This is a genomic window from Galbibacter sp. PAP.153 (assembly GCF_037029175.1).
GTDB lineage: Bacteria > Bacteroidota > Bacteroidia > Flavobacteriales > Flavobacteriaceae > Galbibacter > Galbibacter pacificus.
The window spans coordinates 1-15,934 of sequence record NZ_JAZEUN010000020.1 but is presented as its reverse complement, the minus strand read 5'-3'; the positions used below and the strand labels follow the sequence as shown (position 1 = coordinate 15,934).

Genomic DNA, 15,934 nt, shown 5'->3' with positions numbered 1-15,934 from the left:
TACCTATTGTTTAGCCATTGTTGTACCTTTTTAAAACATCTTCAATGCTCCTTATGGATTTTTTGGACCAATCTATTCTTTTTTCCAACATTTCCCCATCGGTAAGCTGCCATTCTATATTGGATTTCCTGAGCCTGGCACATAAATGTTGCAGGATTATTGCCACGGAAACCGATATGTTTAAGCTCTCGGCAAAACCGTGCATGGGTATTTTTAAATATCCATCGGCCTGCTGCATTATGGCAGGGGTTAATCCGCTTTTTTCGGTACCAAAAAACAAGGCGCTTTTTTTATCGATAGCAAAGTCTTCCAGCATACAGGCATTGTTATGCGGCGTAGTAGCTATAATCTGGTAGCCTTGTGCCTTTATGGCCCCTATACAGTCTTGGGTATTGGCATAACAGTATACGTCTACCCATTTTTGTGAACCCATAGCTATGTTCTTGTCCAAACGCTTGCCATACTGTTCTTCTATAACATGTGCCTGCTGTATGCCAAAGGCATCACAACTTCTTATCACGGCACTTGTGTTATGCAGTTGGTACACATCTTCTATGACCACGGTAAAGTGTTTGGTGCGCCCTAAAAGTATTTCTTGTATACGTTCCTTACGGGCACTGGTAATAAATCCTTCTAAATATTCCAATAATGCTTTGGACATATATATAATGCTTTGGAATGTAAATTTATAAATATTCTAGTTGAGAGTTGAGGGTTCAGAGTTTTTGGTTTCAGGTTTCAAGGTTCAGGTTTCAAGGTTCAGGTTTCAGGGTTCAGGTTTCAGGTTTTTGATTCATTGTTATGTTGTTATGCTGTTACGTAGCTATGCTATGCCAGTGGATGGACTAATCACTATTTCAGGTTTCAAGTTTCAGATCTTTAATAAACAATTAACCATTAACTAATAACAGTCATCAATTAACGTTGAGCAGAACAAATAATTTTTTTTAAATTAAAAATGACCGATAGGTCATTTATAACACTTAAATTACTAGTAGATATGCAAAAAACAATTTTGATTACAGGAGCTTCAAAAGGATTCGGAAGAGTTTGGACAGAAGCATTTTTGGAACAAGGGTACCAAGTGGCCGCATCTGCACGAAATGTAGAGCGTTTAAACGACTTGAAAGATAAGTTTGGCCACGCAATATTCCCGATTCAATTGGATGTCACCAATAGAACACAAAGCTTTGAGGTCGTTAAAGATGTCAAAGACCACTTTGGAAGCATCGATGTTTTGATCAACAATGCAGGGCTGACTATGTTTGGCGCAATAGAGGAGTTCAGTGAGGAGGAAGCCAAGGCACAGTTTGAAACCAACTTCTTTGGTCTTTTAAATGTAACCCAGGCGGTATTGCCCATAATGCGCGAACAAAAGAATGGGCACATTATACAGGTTTCAAGTATATTGGGACTGGTTACCCTTCCTGTTTTAGGGTTGTATAATGCTACCAAGTTTGCGGTAGAGGGTCTAAGTGAAACATTGGCCTCTGAGGTTGCAGGATTTGGAATTAATATCTCAATCGTGGAACCTAATGGGTATGAAACCGATATATGGGCCGGTACTTCCGCAAAAAAGCAAATAGAGGCATATAACCCCGTTAAAAAAGCTTTTCAGGAGAGTGCATCCCCCGACTCTTATGGGAAAATTGAAGCGACAAAAGAAGCCATGTTAAATTTAGTGGAATCTTCTAAGCCACCTCTAAGATTGCTTTTAGGAAAAGTCGGACTTCCATTTGTGAAACAGGTTTACGAGCAAAGAATGGCCGGTTGGACGGATTGGAAGGAAGTTTCCGAAACCGCCCATGGAAAGTAAGTTCTAAATATAAAAGAGGCTCTATGGATATTTTCTGTCCATGGTCCCTCTTTATTTAAAAATGTCCACAGGGCGGATAAATACTACTTGATTACACTAGGGATTATCCCTATCAAGAATAAGGTGATTGAAAGGAAACTATAAATCTCACAGGTCATCGTCTTTCAATGTAAAATCCTTGTCTTTATTGCCCATTACCCTTTCCAAGAACTGCAAAAGAGGAATGATTTGTTCGATTGGACTCCCGTTATCCCGACTTATAAAAAACGTCATCACATAGCCAATAAGTGATGGCGTTTTTATTATTTTAATTTTCGCTCACAACTTCTATTGAAACCCTTCTGTTTTTCTCCCTGTTTTTATGTGTTATATTAGGGAACAGTGGTTCAGCCTCTCCTTTGGACTCTACTTCCATACGGTCACGGGAAATTCCTTGTGCTTCTAAATAAGCTGCTACCGATCTGGCACGTTTCATCCCGATTTTTTTATTTATTGATTCACTTCCCAAGTCACAAGTATAACCGGTAATATAGAGTTTTGATTCTTTATTTTTGTTTGCTAGTCCGGCAATGGTTTTTAACCTTTCGGTTAATTGTTCCGGTATTTCTATCTGGTCAATATTTCCAAAAACCAATGGTTTTTCCATATAAGCAACCTCTGAAGCGGTAAGTGTTGGCTCTATTATATTTTCTTCATGATTTTTTTCAACCACTTTGGGGACCAAAGCTTTAGTTTCCATAGGCTCTTCTATGGTAACCACTTCTGTTTTTTCTGCTTGTAATGCATTTTTCTTTCCTAACCGAAAACCTAGTTTAACCTGTATCCCTGCCGAAAGATACTTGCTGCTTTCTACAATTCCTTCTGCTGCCATCACTCCATTTGCAGTTACCATTTCCAGTCCATTAGGGCTATAATCCACTAGGTTCTGCGTTGGATTCTCGTCTTGTAAATCCGTAAGCCCATAATCTATATAAATGCCCGTATATAATTTTAAGTGTTCTTTTAGCTTAAAAATCAGCCCCCCTTCTACGCTTAACAGCACAGATGTTTTTAAGGAAACTTCCACATCATTTTCCCAATCGTTGGTATTACCAAATCCATGAACGGGAAGATCGTCTATCTCTAGATTAAGATCCGGATAGTAACTACTTAACTCTAAATCTTTGGCGCTAGCCGCCACCTGCTGCTTTGTAGGAAACAGTACTTTTCCTCCAAACCCGACATAAAATCCCGTTTTATCTGAAATTGCACCTCGGTACTGTAACATTACGGGAATACCAAAGCTATAAAAATGTTGATCTTCTCTATACTTGCTTGTATTTACCCTGTACTCGAAAGCGGAGCCTTGGTCGTCTATCTCATTGGTTACTACAATCTGTTGTTGGTTGTCATACAATTCAAATGTATTGCTATTGTACCTGGCCTCTATTCCGGTTTGGAGCCCCCAATGATTATTAAAAAAATAGGTGTATCCTACTCCTATACCACCACCAAAGCCCAATGTACCATTTCCCATCGAACTGTTATAAGCTATCCCGGAGGTACCTCCATCCAATTTAAGCATAATTTCCTGAGCCTGTCCAGATACCATCCATATTAAAAACAGGCTTGTTACTATTCTTATTTTCATATGTTATTGATTGATAATGCTATGTGCTTTTTATTTTACTAAAAGGTTTACCGTTTTCCTTTCTCCGTTGGAAAGACTGAGCAATACCACATAGATGCCCGTTTGCATAGGTGCCGTAAGCCGTGTCCGGGAGCCCATGGCAGGAACCGTTTGCAGGACCCTTCCATTAAAGTCAATAATGTTAATACTGGCCCCATTGAGCAATGGTTCTTCAAAATTGCCATCAAGAACAAATTCCGATCCAGCCATAACAGGATTTGGTATTACGGTTGCCCTTCTGCTGACACTTTCTCTTGATAATTCCAAGGGGCAAGAGGTGATTACTTCTCCGCTTTCGGTAAAAGCCTCTACGTAATAGCTACCATTCAAGGCAGTATTTTCGGAGTAATACTGTTGGGTAGCCCCAAGAACGGCGGTACCATTTTTATACCATTGGTAACCTACAAAGTTTCCGTTACTGTTGTCGAACATCAAAACATCGTCCCAGTGCTGACGTATAAGCCCTCCCTGGCTTATCAATAATGTTTTTTGAATTGAAGTAGCAGGGTTATGGTTTTTATCTCCAGACTGCATGGCCATTATTGTTGCAGCTCCAGACCGTTTATGGGTTAAAACATTGCCAGACACTTCAGCAATAGAGTTATTTGAAACAACATAGCTTATAGGCAGCCCGCTATTGGCCGAAGCCGTCAACGAAACCTGCGACCCACTCCCACAACCAAAGCTTAATTGCTGATTCCAGACGATGTTTTGATCAGCCTTGACAACTTCTAAACTTGAAGCTTCAAAATATATATCATAGTTCTCCCCTGCATTTAAATTTCCAAGGGTTATTGGATAGGTACCTGCATCTTCCCCGGTTTCTCGAGATAATTTTCCTGTTATAATACTTGTCCCGTCTCCATTTACAAAACCCATGACCTTATAGGTCAATTCTGGATCGGCCTCTCCAAAGACCTTTGATGTATTTTCAGCGGTTATAGTTAAGGGCGCCTTTGTAATTTCTAAAGTACCCGATGAATAATTGATTGTATAATTATTACTTAGTTTTAAACTTCCTTGATCAATGCTATATGTGCCTACAGCTTCTCCTTTTTCCCTTGCCAGCATTCCTTCAAAATTATCGTTGCCAATTAAACTTGGGCTTGCTGTATAAGTAAGTTCGGGATCGGATGCGCCATACTTTTTTTTCTGATAATCGGCTACTATAGTCACCAACTTAGGGGAAATGACAAATGCATCATTGTCTTCTTGAAACGTAATATTATAATTAGATGCCTTTACGCCATTTAATTCCAATTTGATATTATAATTCCCCACATTTTCGCCCATTTCTCGTCTGCTTTCGGAAACAATGTCTGTCAGGCCATCACCTTCTGCCAAGAAACTTCCGCTATCAAGCACAAAACCATAATGCTCCGGATCTGGTGAACCATAAGTTTTCCCTTGGTCTGATTCTGTAAGAATAGTAATTTGCTTTTGTTCTACTATTACATCAATTTGTTTTGTAATTGCTTCAAAATTTTCGGTAGCTTCTTGTTCAATAGTTAAAATACCATTCCCCACCTGCTGGGCGAATACCGATTTCAAGTCATTTAAATTCAAAATATTAGAAGCATCACCCTCTAAAGTATAACTAAAACTCCCATTAGGGTTACTACTCTCTATTGTTAACGTTCCTTGATCCCCATAGGTTAACAAAAGTCCTTTATTTAAATCGATGTTTATTCCATCCCATAAAACTGTAAGCTCGGGGGAGCCTTTTAATACCTTAATGGTTACTTGTGCGCTTATTTCATCAGGATTGGCAAAATATGGAATATCTCCTTCCTCTGGAAGAATTAGTGGTATGTTGAATACATATGTTCCTGCAACTTCAGCATTAAATACACCTCCTGAAGGTGTCAACAATGTCCAATTAGCTGTATTTCTGTCTAGCGAAACAATAACTTCGTTTTCATTGTTTAATATAGCTGTTGCCTCTGTGGGAAGGTTGTTTATTTCGGTTAAAGCAGTCCCATATGCTACCGCTATTGCTTCTGGGGAAGAAACATTTTTAACAAACGGAACAGGATCTGTATGGAGCTCATAAGCGCCCATATCAATAATATCGTTCGTAGGAGACCCGTTATAGAGGCGTTGTTTTCCCGCCAAATCGACATCAGTCGTCGGGTTTCCACCAGCATCGATATAAGCTTGGTTACTTCCCTTGTTAACTGCTGGACTATATTTTTTTAAGAACAGGTATTCTGTAGTTCCAGGAACAGTATCTACAAATTCTGGATCTATGTCTATATTATTGCCTCCATCGATTCCCATTGCATCGTCCCAGGTGCTACTCCCCCCAAAATTGGCAATAATGCTGTTTGAAAAAAAAGTTTTATGCCCCCCGCTATTGGTATATACCGATGCCGGCGGAATAGATGTACTCCCTAATGCCTCATTATCCCAAATAATGGAGTTTTTTATCAAAGGAGACGACAACAAATTATAAATAGCGCCCCCTTCTTCTTCTGCAACATTCTTTGTAAATGTACAGTTTACTATTGTTGGGGACATAATTCCAAGGTTGTAGATGGCTCCTCCTCCTCCATCACTTATGGCCATATTACCAGAAAAAACAGAATTAAGAATGGTTGGTGATGCACTAGGCAATGAATTATCTAGGCCTAGATTGCCCATGTTTGCCATAGCACCACCAATAATTGATATATTGTTTTTAAAAAGTGAATTATGTATTGTAGGATGACTACCTTCACTGTTGTAGATTGCACCTCCTGAATGGTCTGCAAGGTTGTTGGAAAAAGTGGCGTTTACCAAACTGGGATGATTTCCTATATCGTTCCATATTGCCCCTCCAGACTCTCCAGCATGGTTTCCCGTAAACGTAACATTATTTATTATGGGATTACTAGAAACCCCTGCTACAACAACATTACTATTTATCATTGCACCTCCGTAAAGTATTGCCGAATTACCAGAAAATATCAGATTTTTTAAAGTCGGGGAACTTTGTCCGTTATACATCCCGCCACCGTTTGTAATTTCATTTTCTGTAAGCGCTCCGTTAGCATTTCCCCCTGTAATGATAAAACCATCCAATATGGCCGAAGTATCTAAACTGGAATTATCAAATATCCTATAACTATTAACTCCAGAAATATCTTCATAAGATGTAAGTACTCCATTGCCATCCGTACTATCATTTCTATCTATATCCCCACTCAAAACCGTAGGATGCGCCTGCCAATCTCTTGTGTCCATATTAAAACTTGTGCTTTCCGTTCCAGAAAGCCCCCCATAGATAGCCACCCCTTTTCTCATTGAAAACGATTTTTTTCGTTCGTTATCAGTTACATTATTAAGATCGGTAGGTGTAACTGGCATATATAATCCTTGTGCTACCCATATTTCCAAATTACCATCTAAGTCAACATCCCAATTTGACCTAACCCAACTTAGGGCATCACTGAGTTCGTGAATAGCATTGTTCCAACTATTGCCACTTTGGTTTCCCCCGCTAACATTTTTATTAACGTACAGAATGTTTCCCGGACTTGGAGTTATTACCGGAGAAACTACTTTTAGCGTAAAGGCAATACTGCAATCTACAGGGTCATCATTATAATGGGATTTTATAATGCTCGTCCCAATGCCTTTGATTTTGATGTAATATTCCGAGGCTTTTTCGCTAATAACCGCCACCGATGTGTTACTACTTTCATAGGTTACATTGGTAGTAATCTGACCCGGATTTTCTCCTAAGCTCCCGCCTGCGGGAACAAATGATTGTAGCAATAATTCGCTGTCCATCTCAAAGTTAATCGAGAAGGTTTTGTTATAACCCAAAATTGGTCCATAAAAATGAACCTGGGAATCCATACAGGATTGCGAAAAACCAACTTCTATGTAAAAAAAAGTGACACTACAAAGTGCTAAAAGTAAAACTCTCTTCATATTTTCAGCTTATAGATTTGATTGGCTAACCAAAGGTTAGCGCTAAAGGTAGAAATCACTATATAAAAAGAAGAAAATCACGCATTACAAAAACATTACAATTGTCTCCATGAATCGTTTAGATTATTAAAAACAAACAAATTAACCAACGTATAATTTTATATACTCAAGCCAATTTATTGTATTTCAAGTTATAAGGCCATGACCCATTGTTGTAGTTCGTCCTGTGTTTTTAATTGTAATTTTTTTCGAATACGGTGTTTTGTTACCATGACGGTATTTGCAGAAACCCCCAAAACAGCAGCCATTTCTTTATTAAACAACTGTAATTTTTCTAAACACAAACAGCGTAACTCAGCTGGGCTTAATTGCGGGGTCTGTTGTTTGAGTCTATGGATAAAATTTGGATAAACCTGTTCAAATATTTCTTGATATTCTTTCCAGTTTTCATCGGTCAGGATAATACTGCTTTTCAATTCATTTAACAGTTGCATATCCTGCCTTCCCTTATCTTTTTGCTGCAATTGCTGAATAAGTTCGTTTTTTTCTTTTACTTTTTCTGTAAGGTTATTTAATTTATTTACTGCTAACGATAGTTCATTTTGAGTATTTTGGTAGGCCAACTCCTTTATTTTATGTTTTTGCAATGATATCTGTCGCTCCTTTTTTCTCCTGGTGTTTGTTATGTAATAGAGTAAAAAACCAAAAGCCGCTAGCAAGGAAACGATTAAAATATATATTCCTGAACGCAACCTAAGCTTTGCCTGCTCCTCTTTTTGTAAATTTAATTTGGCCTGATTCTCCTGTATTAGCAGTTTATCTTGAGACATTTTAACCAGTGCCGTCTTGTATTTAGAGTTAATTATTTTTTCCACTTCTTGAAGGCTATCCCTATATAAAAGTGCTTTTTGGTAATCTTTCGTTTTATTATAATATTGATAAAAATTGTGATAGTAATCTTTTTTTGCTACTTCATATTGTTGTTGCTCACCAAATTCAAAGGAGTTATTTTTATTGAAATAATTTTCAGTTAAGGTAATATAATTATATGCCTTTTCAAGCGAATCAGTTGCCAAATAACCTTTTGCAAGGTCTGAACACGCTTCTCTGGATATTTCTATATGCTGATAGGTATTTTTGTTGAGATTATAATTTTTTCTAAAGTATATTACGGACTTTTCTTTATTCCCTTCCAATAAATAAACCTCTCCAATATTCCCTGAACTAATGCCCATCCATACAGAATCACGATAAATTTCAGCTCTTTTGTATGCCATGTTTAAATAAAATTTAGCACTGTCCAATTTATTTATTTTCAAATATGACATTCCTAAGGTATTGTAGCGCTGTATATCAAGATTGTTATTAAACTTTGGCAATGTTATTGAAGTTTTCATCGCTTCGATGGCCTTTTTATAATTCCTAAAATAATAATAATCCAAAGCTAGGTCATGCAAATATTTACCTATATTTGGTACGTTCTCATATCCAATTTTTTTGAATATTTTCTGGGCGTTTAAGGAGTTTTCAAATGCCCATCCGTACCGTTCCAATACAAATTGATTTTGTCCTATTTGGTGGAGGCAGATTGCCCTGTACAAAGAATTTTCTTTGAATTTATCATTTTCAAGTACTTTTTCGTATCCCTGAATCCTGTTTCGAGAATCGGTCTCAATAAAAGTAAATGGAGTAAGTTTTATAAAATTTAATTCTTTTAAAAAGGGCTCATCTTTATATTTATAGGCTAATGAAGTGGCTATTTTCAATATAGTTTCCAACTCCTTTTGCTTATTGTCGTTGCCATCAGTTTCTTCAATCTTTTTTATTATGTACCGATTTATATTTCGAATCCTATCAGCAGATGATCGATTTTTAAGTATAGGTTCCAGTTGAATACTTTGTTGTGCATTTATTGGAGAAACATAAGAAATAAGTAGTAGAAAAAGATAAAATCTGCTCATTCAATTAGGGTTTCTGTCAAATTTAATCATTTATAAATTAAAATATCCCCCTATTATTTCATCTTAAGATTCTTAACTTAAAAGAAGTTCATAAACCTTTTCAAAATTAACCTAAGTAAATATGACTGTTCAACCGATTATTCCTGCATTTGTTACCTCCCAAGCTTTCTCCTCCATGACAATAAACTCGCTCCCCATTTGTCAATGACACAATCGATAATCGTCTGGTCCGGTTCCCCGACCGCTTCAGGTAAAAAACGCTTGCCATACTATCGGTATGCAAGCGTACGTCGACCTTTAAGGTCTGTAAGGTTACCCCCTCAATTATTACTTTTTCAAGCTCTACCTCTACGTCCGGAGAGATGTTCCATTGTCAATATCAACATACATGGCCCCTATTTTAACACCTTCCACAATTCGGTCCATTACAAAGCCCCTTCTAAAAATAGGGGGGCGTCTGGACCCCCACATTTATATTACCCATCGCAACAGTGTACAAACTAAAATAAAAGTACCCAATAATATCTGTATATTAAATAAAAAACTAGAAATGGACTGCAAATGAACAAGGATATAACTTCTTTACTTTTATTTTTACCGGTTATTTACCTTCCTGCAATAAAGCAGCCAATGATGTCCATATTTATCGGTGAGCCCGCCAAAAGTATCTCCTAAATATGTTTTTTTGATTGGATGTGAAGAAATACCGCCTTTTTTTAAATTTTTATAATATTTATTGGCCTGAGATTCACTGGAACAGTCTAATAATATGGAAACAGCGTTTCCTTTTACCAGCTCATCATCGTTCATATCTGTACCCATTAGTTTTATGGCGCCCAACTTTAGGGAAGCCTGCAATACAAGCTCTTGTATGTTTTTGGGGAATTTATAGGCCTCGGGAGAATCGCCAATGGTCTGTATATTTAATTCCCCTCCAAGGCAATTTTTATAAAACTCCATGGCTTCCCTGCAATTTCCGTTAAATGTAAAGTATGTAATGATTTGGTTCATAGTAAAAGAATTCAGAAAAATTTGTTTTTGCTTTTTACAAACTTTTTATTCCCTTTTACCTTTTAAATAGGCATAAATAGCCATTGCATGCCCATGCCCATATTGGTAATCTTCTTTCAACCAATTGGTAATTTTGGGTGGCTTTTATTTCTTTTCTGATGATGCCATTTTTGGTAAATTCCTTTTCTTGGGCCAACGCACAAAAATCGGAAGGTGTTTTACCTGTTTTTGTTTGAATATTATTTAAATATGATTGAAATGACATGACTATCTGTTTTTATTTAATTGGACTTACCTTATTTACTTTCAGTTTATATTGATTTAAACTGAATATTTTTCGGCATACTTTTTAAAATTATCCATTATGGCCTGCCAGCCATCGCGCTGCTGCTCCAAACTGTTTTGGTTTTCTGCTTCAAATACGGTTTCGATTAACGTTTCATTGTTTTCTTCTTGAAAGTCTACCGTTACTTTTCGGCCATCTGTTATGGTATAGGCTATGTGCTTATTGGGTATTACCTCATTGTAGGTTCCGGCAAAATCAAAACCAAAACTTCCGTCTTTGGCTTCCATCCTTGACAAAAATTTGCCTCCTGACCTAAGGTCGTTTTCTGCCCGGGTCGTGTGCCAATCTTCCGCAGGGGTATTCCATTTTACAATATGTTCTGGGGTAGACCATAAGTTCCATACCTTACCCACCGGGGCATTTACCTTGCTTTTTACCGTTATCTGTTTCATAATTTTTCTTTTTTAATGGTTCAGATACAAATTTTTAAATAATTGCGCACATATCAAGGGCATAATTACGGCATTTATAAGGGTTGATTGCGCCACATCATTTCATTATCTTTGGATTATGAAAAAAGTTTTTATCCTCGTTCCAGAGTCGGCGGTCATAGAAACCATTGCCTCCCCACGGTATATTTTTTCTGGTGCCAATCAGTTTTTACAGGCCAATGGAAAGGAAGCCTTGTTTAATGTTAGCTTGGTGGGGAGCACTAAAGAGGTGAAATTTAACAACGGGATGTTTTCCGTACAGCCCGATATGCTTTTTGATGAAGCAAATAAAGCCGACCTGATTATTATACCTCCATTATTTGGAGACATGAAAACGGCCATTGCGCAAAACGACACCGCTATTCCATGGATAGTAAACCACTATAAAAATGGTGCCGAAATTGCATCGCTTTGTGTAGGTGCTTTTTTATTGGCCGCCACCGGGTTGCTCAACGGAAAAAAATGCTCTACCCACTGGGCCTATTATGATGAGTTTAAGGAAAATTTTCCCGAAGTTGAAATTATGGACGGAAGCATTATTACCGAAGAATCTGGAATATATTCCAGCGGTGGGGCCAACTCTTATTTTAACCTGTTACTTTATCTGCTGGAAAAATATACCGATAGGGATACCGCCATTCTGGCCTCTAAATATTTTGCCATTGACATCGATAGAAACAGCCAGGCCGCTTTTATGATGTTTAAAGGCCAAAAAGACCACAATGACGAAGAAATAAAGAAAGCACAAGAATACATAGAACAAAATTTCCAAGAGAAAATTACGGTTGACGATTTGGCCAAAATGGTGGCCATTAGCCGAAGGAGCTTTGAAAGGCGCTTTAAACAGGCAACCGATAATACGGTAATAGAATACCTGCAAAGGGTAAAGGTGGAAGCTGCAAAGCGGAGTTTTGAATCGAGTAGAAAAAATATCTCTGAAGTTATGTACGATGTGGGATATTCTGACAGCAAGGCTTTTAGGAACGTATTTAAAAAAATAGCCGGCCTGACCCCCATTGAATATCGTAACAAATACAATAAAGAGGGAATGGCCGACTAATTGCGGTTAACTTTTTTAAGTGCTTTTATAGTATTTCTACTTCTTGTGGAATGTTAAGGAGCAATTCGCAACCTTTAGCTGAGCTTACACCGTGCTTGCAATGTACTGGCGTATGCAAAAAATCGCCCGCCCCCATGTGTTCATCGTTGACTTTACAACTTCCTTTTAGCACAAAAATGTCTTCGCCACCCGGATGGTTGTGGTATGGATAAGAAGCCCCTGCCTCGAACTTTAATAAAATTGACGGGGAACGTTTGGCTTTTTCATCATATTTTAACGATTTTACATATACCCCCTGATATAAAATGCCCTTTTCGACCAAAGGTTTCCATGCTAGCGAACTGCTTTTTACAATTGAATTTTTAACGGTAACTTTCATGACTTTCTATTTTTTTATTACATCACAAATGTATGGAGCCACAGAACGTGAGAACATAGACAATTTCCAGAAAAGCATGTACTTTTTCAGTTTACAATTGCATATTGGGTTTGATAAGCTTTTGGTGACATTCCAACATACCTTTTAAAGAAATTTGAAAAATAAAACGGATCGGAGAACCCTAAATTAAAAGCTACTTCCTTTACAATTAACTTTTCGTAGGTAAGAAGCCGTTTTGCCTCGGAAACTATAAGTCCGTAAACAACATTTTGTGCAGTTTTTCCGGTAAATAATTTTGACTGCTCATTGAGCTTAGACTCTGTAGTTTCCAGCAATTGAGCATATTTGCTTATGGAATATTGCTCCTCAAAATTAGCACGCACCAGTTCCAGGAATTTCAGGAACAAGGCATCGGGTTTCCAGATTTCATTCCCTTGTTTTATTTTCGAACGGTTTATTTCAATTAAAACCAACTCGATTCTAGAATGAACAGAAATAAGATATTGATAAGGTTTTTGTTTTAACTCGTCTTCAATTTTTCGTAATTGTTCCTCCAAAAACTTGAAATTTTCTATCGTTATTACTTCATTCATGGCAAAGTGACAAAAGAGTCCATTTTGAAAAACGAGTTCTATGTCGTTATCATCCTTACAGAAATAATCCAAGGTAAATTCCAAAATATAACCTTTGGCATTATGGGCATTCTTAAAATAATGTACCTGCCCAGAAGTAATGGTTATAACAGCATGTGGTTCAAGTTTTAATTCCTTATCGTCTACTACAACAATTGCATTTCCAGAAGAACACCATATTAACACATACTTCATCATCCGTTTGGGTGTGGTAATATCTATATCTTCCCCGAAAGTTTCAATTGTTACCATTGCTATTTACCAATTTCACAAGCACCTTGGTCCCATGAGGTTACACCGCTATTTTTGGCCTGGCATGGATTGCTATAGGTTTTTCCATCGCAACCACAAACGGGGGCATATTCCATGGTACAAGGTCCATCGGTTATTGCAGAAGTGTCTATACAACCAAAACCTTTTTTGGCTCCGCATGCAGCTAATAGAATGACAAAGATAAAAATGCAAAAAAAAGCAAGGAGCCTTTTAACTCCTATGCTTCTTTTGGTATACGAACCATTTTTTTTCATAAATCGTACTTTTATTATTTTTCAGCTAGTCCATCAAAGGCTTATATTTATGACGGTTTTCGTAAAGTATCCAAAGTAAAATGGCAAATAATACAAGTGTTGTAACTAAACCACTGCTATCCACTACAACTGTTGTGTTTACCAGTAAAATACCTACCATTACCGGGAAGATAATCAATGCGCCCAAAGCTCTTGTTCTTGGAATAATAATTAATATTCCGCCCACAATCTCCGCTATGGCAACTAATGGCAAAAGCCAGGAAATTTCCATCATGGCCTGCATATCTTTCAAGAGGTCCTCGGGCATCTCTTCGGGCATTGGCATGTAATGTAAAAACTTATCTAGGCCCGCATTAATAAACATAAGCCCAAACAAAAGGGACAAAATAAAAAGAATGATTTTTTTCATCTTATTAAATTTTAAAGTTGGTTAATAATCAATTTAGTTTAAACAAAAACCTGTATAGATTTATACCGGAATTGTTTCAGTATAAAATTAATAAGAAATTTTCAATATAGAAGATGCAAGAACCATCAATAAAAAGGGGCGATTGCGACAACTGCTTTTCGTTATTATAAAATAAATGCTCAAGTTGGAAATCTCAAAAATATATTCCTACTTTCAACTATTATTATACCCCTTACCAAAACGGTAACTTAAAGACAGTCCATGTGTATTGGTAAGGGGCGAATTTGATATTCTATAGTTGTAGGAATAAATAATCCTAAAATTATTGAGCAGGTAAAATCCTGCCAAAAAATTAAACATGGAAGTGGTCCTGTACCCTGCTCCAATTTCAACTTTGTTCCTATAACTCACCAAAAGGTTTATATCCAATTGCATGGGTACCCCTTCTTCATATTTAAGGAGTGCATTGGGTTTTATCATATAATCTTCCAAAATATTTCCGTAAAACCGATATCCAAAATAAGCATAATACGGACTCTGAAGATTAATACTTTTATCTGAGGCCAATGTATTTCCCAGTACATTCGGTGCAGAAATACCAAAGTAAACATCCCGTCGGTTGTATAAAAAGCCAACGCCAATGGTTGGAATATTTACGTTGATATTTTCATCAAAATTTGGATCGTCCTGTAGCCCCAGTTCCAATAAATTTTCGCGGTACGATAAAAACCCGGCCGTTATTCCAAAAGAAATCACCTGCGGATTTGCCTGAAACCATCTTGGCTGATCGTAATCGTGTCCCAGGCGTATTTTATAGGCATACGATGCGAAAACCTGCGTTGCTTGTGTAACTCCTATTTCATCGTTTAAAATACCGCCACCAAATCCCATTTTTCCACGGTTTATAGACGAATTAAACGTTCCTGTAAAAGTTCTCGGACTTCCCTCAATAGAATTTCCCATCCCTTGGTTCGTCATAACGATTTCAGTTTCTGTATACAAACCTGCATGTGCCGGATTAATTAGCAATGCATTATACATATAGTCTGAATATGTAGGTGTTTGCTGTGCCGTAATGGGCATAATTGCAATAAAAAGAATTGAAAATATTATAATTTTTAACTGTTTCATATTAATTTTTTAGCACAATAAATCCTTGCATGTTAGATTGATTGGTGGTAATTGAATAAAAATAAGTGCCGTCAGGAAGTTTATTGGCTCCCAAACTTCCCAACCTGTTTGCGGTTCCCCTAAAAACTTGGTTTTGGTTATCATAACCGTTTACCTCAAAAACCTTATCGCCCCATCGGTTGTATACCGCAACCGTATTATCGGGATATGCTTCTATTCCGGGGATTTCCCAATAATCATTAATCCCGTCCCCATTGGGTGAAATTCCATATTTGGTTTTATTGCTGATTGAATGTGACGCAATTGTACTAAAACTATATTCATTGCATCCCGAAGCGGATCCAGATTGATTATACGGAACCACTCTTACATATAGTTGGGTGTCTTTCGGAAGTTCTTCTGTAAAAACATACGAAGTCACATTGCCAACGTCCAGATTATCGATCAGGTCATTTCCTGCGGAAGTTGTCCCGACAGAAAGGCGGTAGCCCGTGGCCGTGGCGACCGATTGCCATTCCAGACCCGTGCTTACCGATACGCCCGTGGCATTGTCCAACGGTTGAAGCAAGGAAGTACAATCGGGGATTTCAACCAGTTTTTCGGTCGTAAAAACGCTTTCCGAACAATCCTCTGCATTGCCCGCG

At 37.5% G+C, this 15,934-nt stretch carries 15 protein-coding genes and 1 pseudogene; 2 read left to right on the top strand and 14 right to left on the bottom strand.

From position 1 onward, the window contains the following. Positions 1-10: 10 nt before the first annotated feature. On the bottom strand, positions 11-661 hold the full coding sequence (locus UXI14_RS13235) for an RNA methyltransferase (RefSeq protein WP_335966541.1): 651 nt from the start codon (positions 659-661) through the stop codon (positions 11-13). Positions 662-1,000: 339 nt separating this feature from the next. Here UXI14_RS13235 and UXI14_RS13230 point away from each other — a divergent pair, with 339 nt between their 5' ends. Beyond that, positions 1,001-1,816 (top strand): SDR family NAD(P)-dependent oxidoreductase, encoded by an 816-nt coding sequence (locus tag UXI14_RS13230; protein WP_335966540.1) that lies wholly within the window; start codon positions 1,001-1,003, stop codon positions 1,814-1,816. 307 nt (positions 1,817-2,123) lie between these two features. Here UXI14_RS13230 and UXI14_RS13225 read toward each other — a convergent pair whose 3' ends face one another. The 7 genes and pseudogenes from UXI14_RS13225 to UXI14_RS13195 all read right to left on the bottom strand — a co-directional run bounded on the left by UXI14_RS13225 (position 2,124) and on the right by UXI14_RS13195 (position 11,113). Continuing rightward, entirely contained in the window at positions 2,124-3,446 is a 1,323-nt protein-coding gene (locus tag UXI14_RS13225) for an OmpA family protein (protein WP_335966539.1), read from the bottom strand. 30 nt (positions 3,447-3,476) lie between these two features. Further along, on the bottom strand, positions 3,477-7,403 hold the full coding sequence (locus tag UXI14_RS13220) for an MBG domain-containing protein (RefSeq protein WP_335966538.1): 3,927 nt from the start codon (positions 7,401-7,403) through the stop codon (positions 3,477-3,479). A 191-nt stretch (positions 7,404-7,594) separates the two neighbouring features. Next, positions 7,595-9,364 carry a hypothetical protein gene (locus tag UXI14_RS13215; protein WP_335966536.1) on the bottom strand — a complete coding sequence of 590 codons (1,770 nt, stop codon included), beginning with the start codon at positions 9,362-9,364 and terminating at the stop codon, positions 7,595-7,597. 594 nt (positions 9,365-9,958) lie between these two features. Further along, entirely contained in the window at positions 9,959-10,375 is a 417-nt protein-coding gene (locus UXI14_RS13210; protein ID WP_277898613.1) for a VOC family protein, read from the bottom strand. Between the two features lie 45 nt (positions 10,376-10,420). Continuing rightward, on the bottom strand, positions 10,421-10,495 hold the full coding sequence (locus tag UXI14_RS13205) for a hypothetical protein (RefSeq protein WP_335966609.1): 75 nt from the start codon (positions 10,493-10,495) through the stop codon (positions 10,421-10,423). Positions 10,496-10,584: 89 nt separating this feature from the next. Next, positions 10,585-10,640: pseudogene (locus tag UXI14_RS13200) on the bottom strand (hypothetical protein); the annotation flags it as partial. A 56-nt stretch (positions 10,641-10,696) separates the two neighbouring features. Next, the gene (locus UXI14_RS13195) at positions 10,697-11,113 is read right to left on the bottom strand and encodes an SRPBCC family protein (RefSeq protein WP_335966535.1); all 417 of its coding nucleotides are present in this window, start codon (positions 11,111-11,113) and stop codon (positions 10,697-10,699) included. A 118-nt stretch (positions 11,114-11,231) separates the two neighbouring features. Here UXI14_RS13195 and UXI14_RS13190 point away from each other — a divergent pair, with 118 nt between their 5' ends. Further along, positions 11,232-12,212 (top strand): helix-turn-helix domain-containing protein, encoded by a 981-nt coding sequence (locus UXI14_RS13190; protein ID WP_335966534.1) that lies wholly within the window; start codon positions 11,232-11,234, stop codon positions 12,210-12,212. A 25-nt stretch (positions 12,213-12,237) separates the two neighbouring features. Here UXI14_RS13190 and UXI14_RS13185 read toward each other — a convergent pair whose 3' ends face one another. From UXI14_RS13185 to UXI14_RS13160, 6 genes are all read right to left on the bottom strand, one after another. Next, positions 12,238-12,591, bottom strand: a complete 354-nt coding sequence (locus tag UXI14_RS13185; protein WP_335966533.1) for a cupin domain-containing protein — start codon at positions 12,589-12,591, stop codon at positions 12,238-12,240. A gap of 86 nt (positions 12,592-12,677) precedes the next feature. Then, a complete protein-coding gene (locus UXI14_RS13180; RefSeq protein WP_335966532.1) occupies positions 12,678-13,475 on the bottom strand; it encodes an AraC family transcriptional regulator in 798 nt (265 codons plus the stop codon). A gap of 2 nt (positions 13,476-13,477) precedes the next feature. Further along, a complete protein-coding gene (locus UXI14_RS13175) occupies positions 13,478-13,750 on the bottom strand; it encodes a Kazal-type serine protease inhibitor family protein (RefSeq protein ID WP_277898607.1) in 273 nt (90 codons plus the stop codon). Positions 13,751-13,775: 25 nt separating this feature from the next. Then, positions 13,776-14,159 carry a DoxX family protein gene (locus tag UXI14_RS13170; protein ID WP_335966531.1) on the bottom strand — a complete coding sequence of 128 codons (384 nt, stop codon included), beginning with the start codon at positions 14,157-14,159 and terminating at the stop codon, positions 13,776-13,778. A 213-nt stretch (positions 14,160-14,372) separates the two neighbouring features. Then, positions 14,373-15,290 (bottom strand): PorP/SprF family type IX secretion system membrane protein, encoded by a 918-nt coding sequence (locus UXI14_RS13165; protein ID WP_277898605.1) that lies wholly within the window; start codon positions 15,288-15,290, stop codon positions 14,373-14,375. Position 15,291: 1 nt separating this feature from the next. Then, the coding region (locus UXI14_RS13160; protein ID WP_335966530.1) for a gliding motility-associated C-terminal domain-containing protein at positions 15,292-15,934 on the bottom strand (643 nt) is incomplete at its 5' end.

Bases quoted from the DNA above. Each gene is read 5' to 3' on its own strand.
- UXI14_RS13235 (WP_335966541.1), bottom strand. From the start codon at position 661: ATGTCCAAAGCATTATTGGAATATTTAGAAGGATTTATTACCAGTGCC.
- UXI14_RS13230 (WP_335966540.1), top strand. From the start codon at position 1,001: ATGCAAAAAACAATTTTGATTACAGGAGCTTCAAAAGGATTCGGAAGA.
- UXI14_RS13225 (WP_335966539.1), bottom strand. From the start codon at position 3,446: ATGAAAATAAGAATAGTAACAAGCCTGTTTTTAATATGGATGGTATCT.
- UXI14_RS13220 (WP_335966538.1), bottom strand. From the start codon at position 7,403: ATGAAGAGAGTTTTACTTTTAGCACTTTGTAGTGTCACTTTTTTTTAC.
- UXI14_RS13215 (WP_335966536.1), bottom strand. From the start codon at position 9,364: ATGAGCAGATTTTATCTTTTTCTACTACTTATTTCTTATGTTTCTCCA.
- UXI14_RS13210 (WP_277898613.1), bottom strand. From the start codon at position 10,375: ATGAACCAAATCATTACATACTTTACATTTAACGGAAATTGCAGGGAA.
- UXI14_RS13195 (WP_335966535.1), bottom strand. From the start codon at position 11,113: ATGAAACAGATAACGGTAAAAAGCAAGGTAAATGCCCCGGTGGGTAAG.
- UXI14_RS13190 (WP_335966534.1), top strand. From the start codon at position 11,232: ATGAAAAAAGTTTTTATCCTCGTTCCAGAGTCGGCGGTCATAGAAACC.
- UXI14_RS13185 (WP_335966533.1), bottom strand. From the start codon at position 12,591: ATGAAAGTTACCGTTAAAAATTCAATTGTAAAAAGCAGTTCGCTAGCA.
- UXI14_RS13180 (WP_335966532.1), bottom strand. From the start codon at position 13,475: ATGGTAACAATTGAAACTTTCGGGGAAGATATAGATATTACCACACCC.
- UXI14_RS13175 (WP_277898607.1), bottom strand. From the start codon at position 13,750: ATGAAAAAAAATGGTTCGTATACCAAAAGAAGCATAGGAGTTAAAAGG.
- UXI14_RS13170 (WP_335966531.1), bottom strand. From the start codon at position 14,159: ATGAAAAAAATCATTCTTTTTATTTTGTCCCTTTTGTTTGGGCTTATG.
- UXI14_RS13165 (WP_277898605.1), bottom strand. From the start codon at position 15,290: ATGAAACAGTTAAAAATTATAATATTTTCAATTCTTTTTATTGCAATT.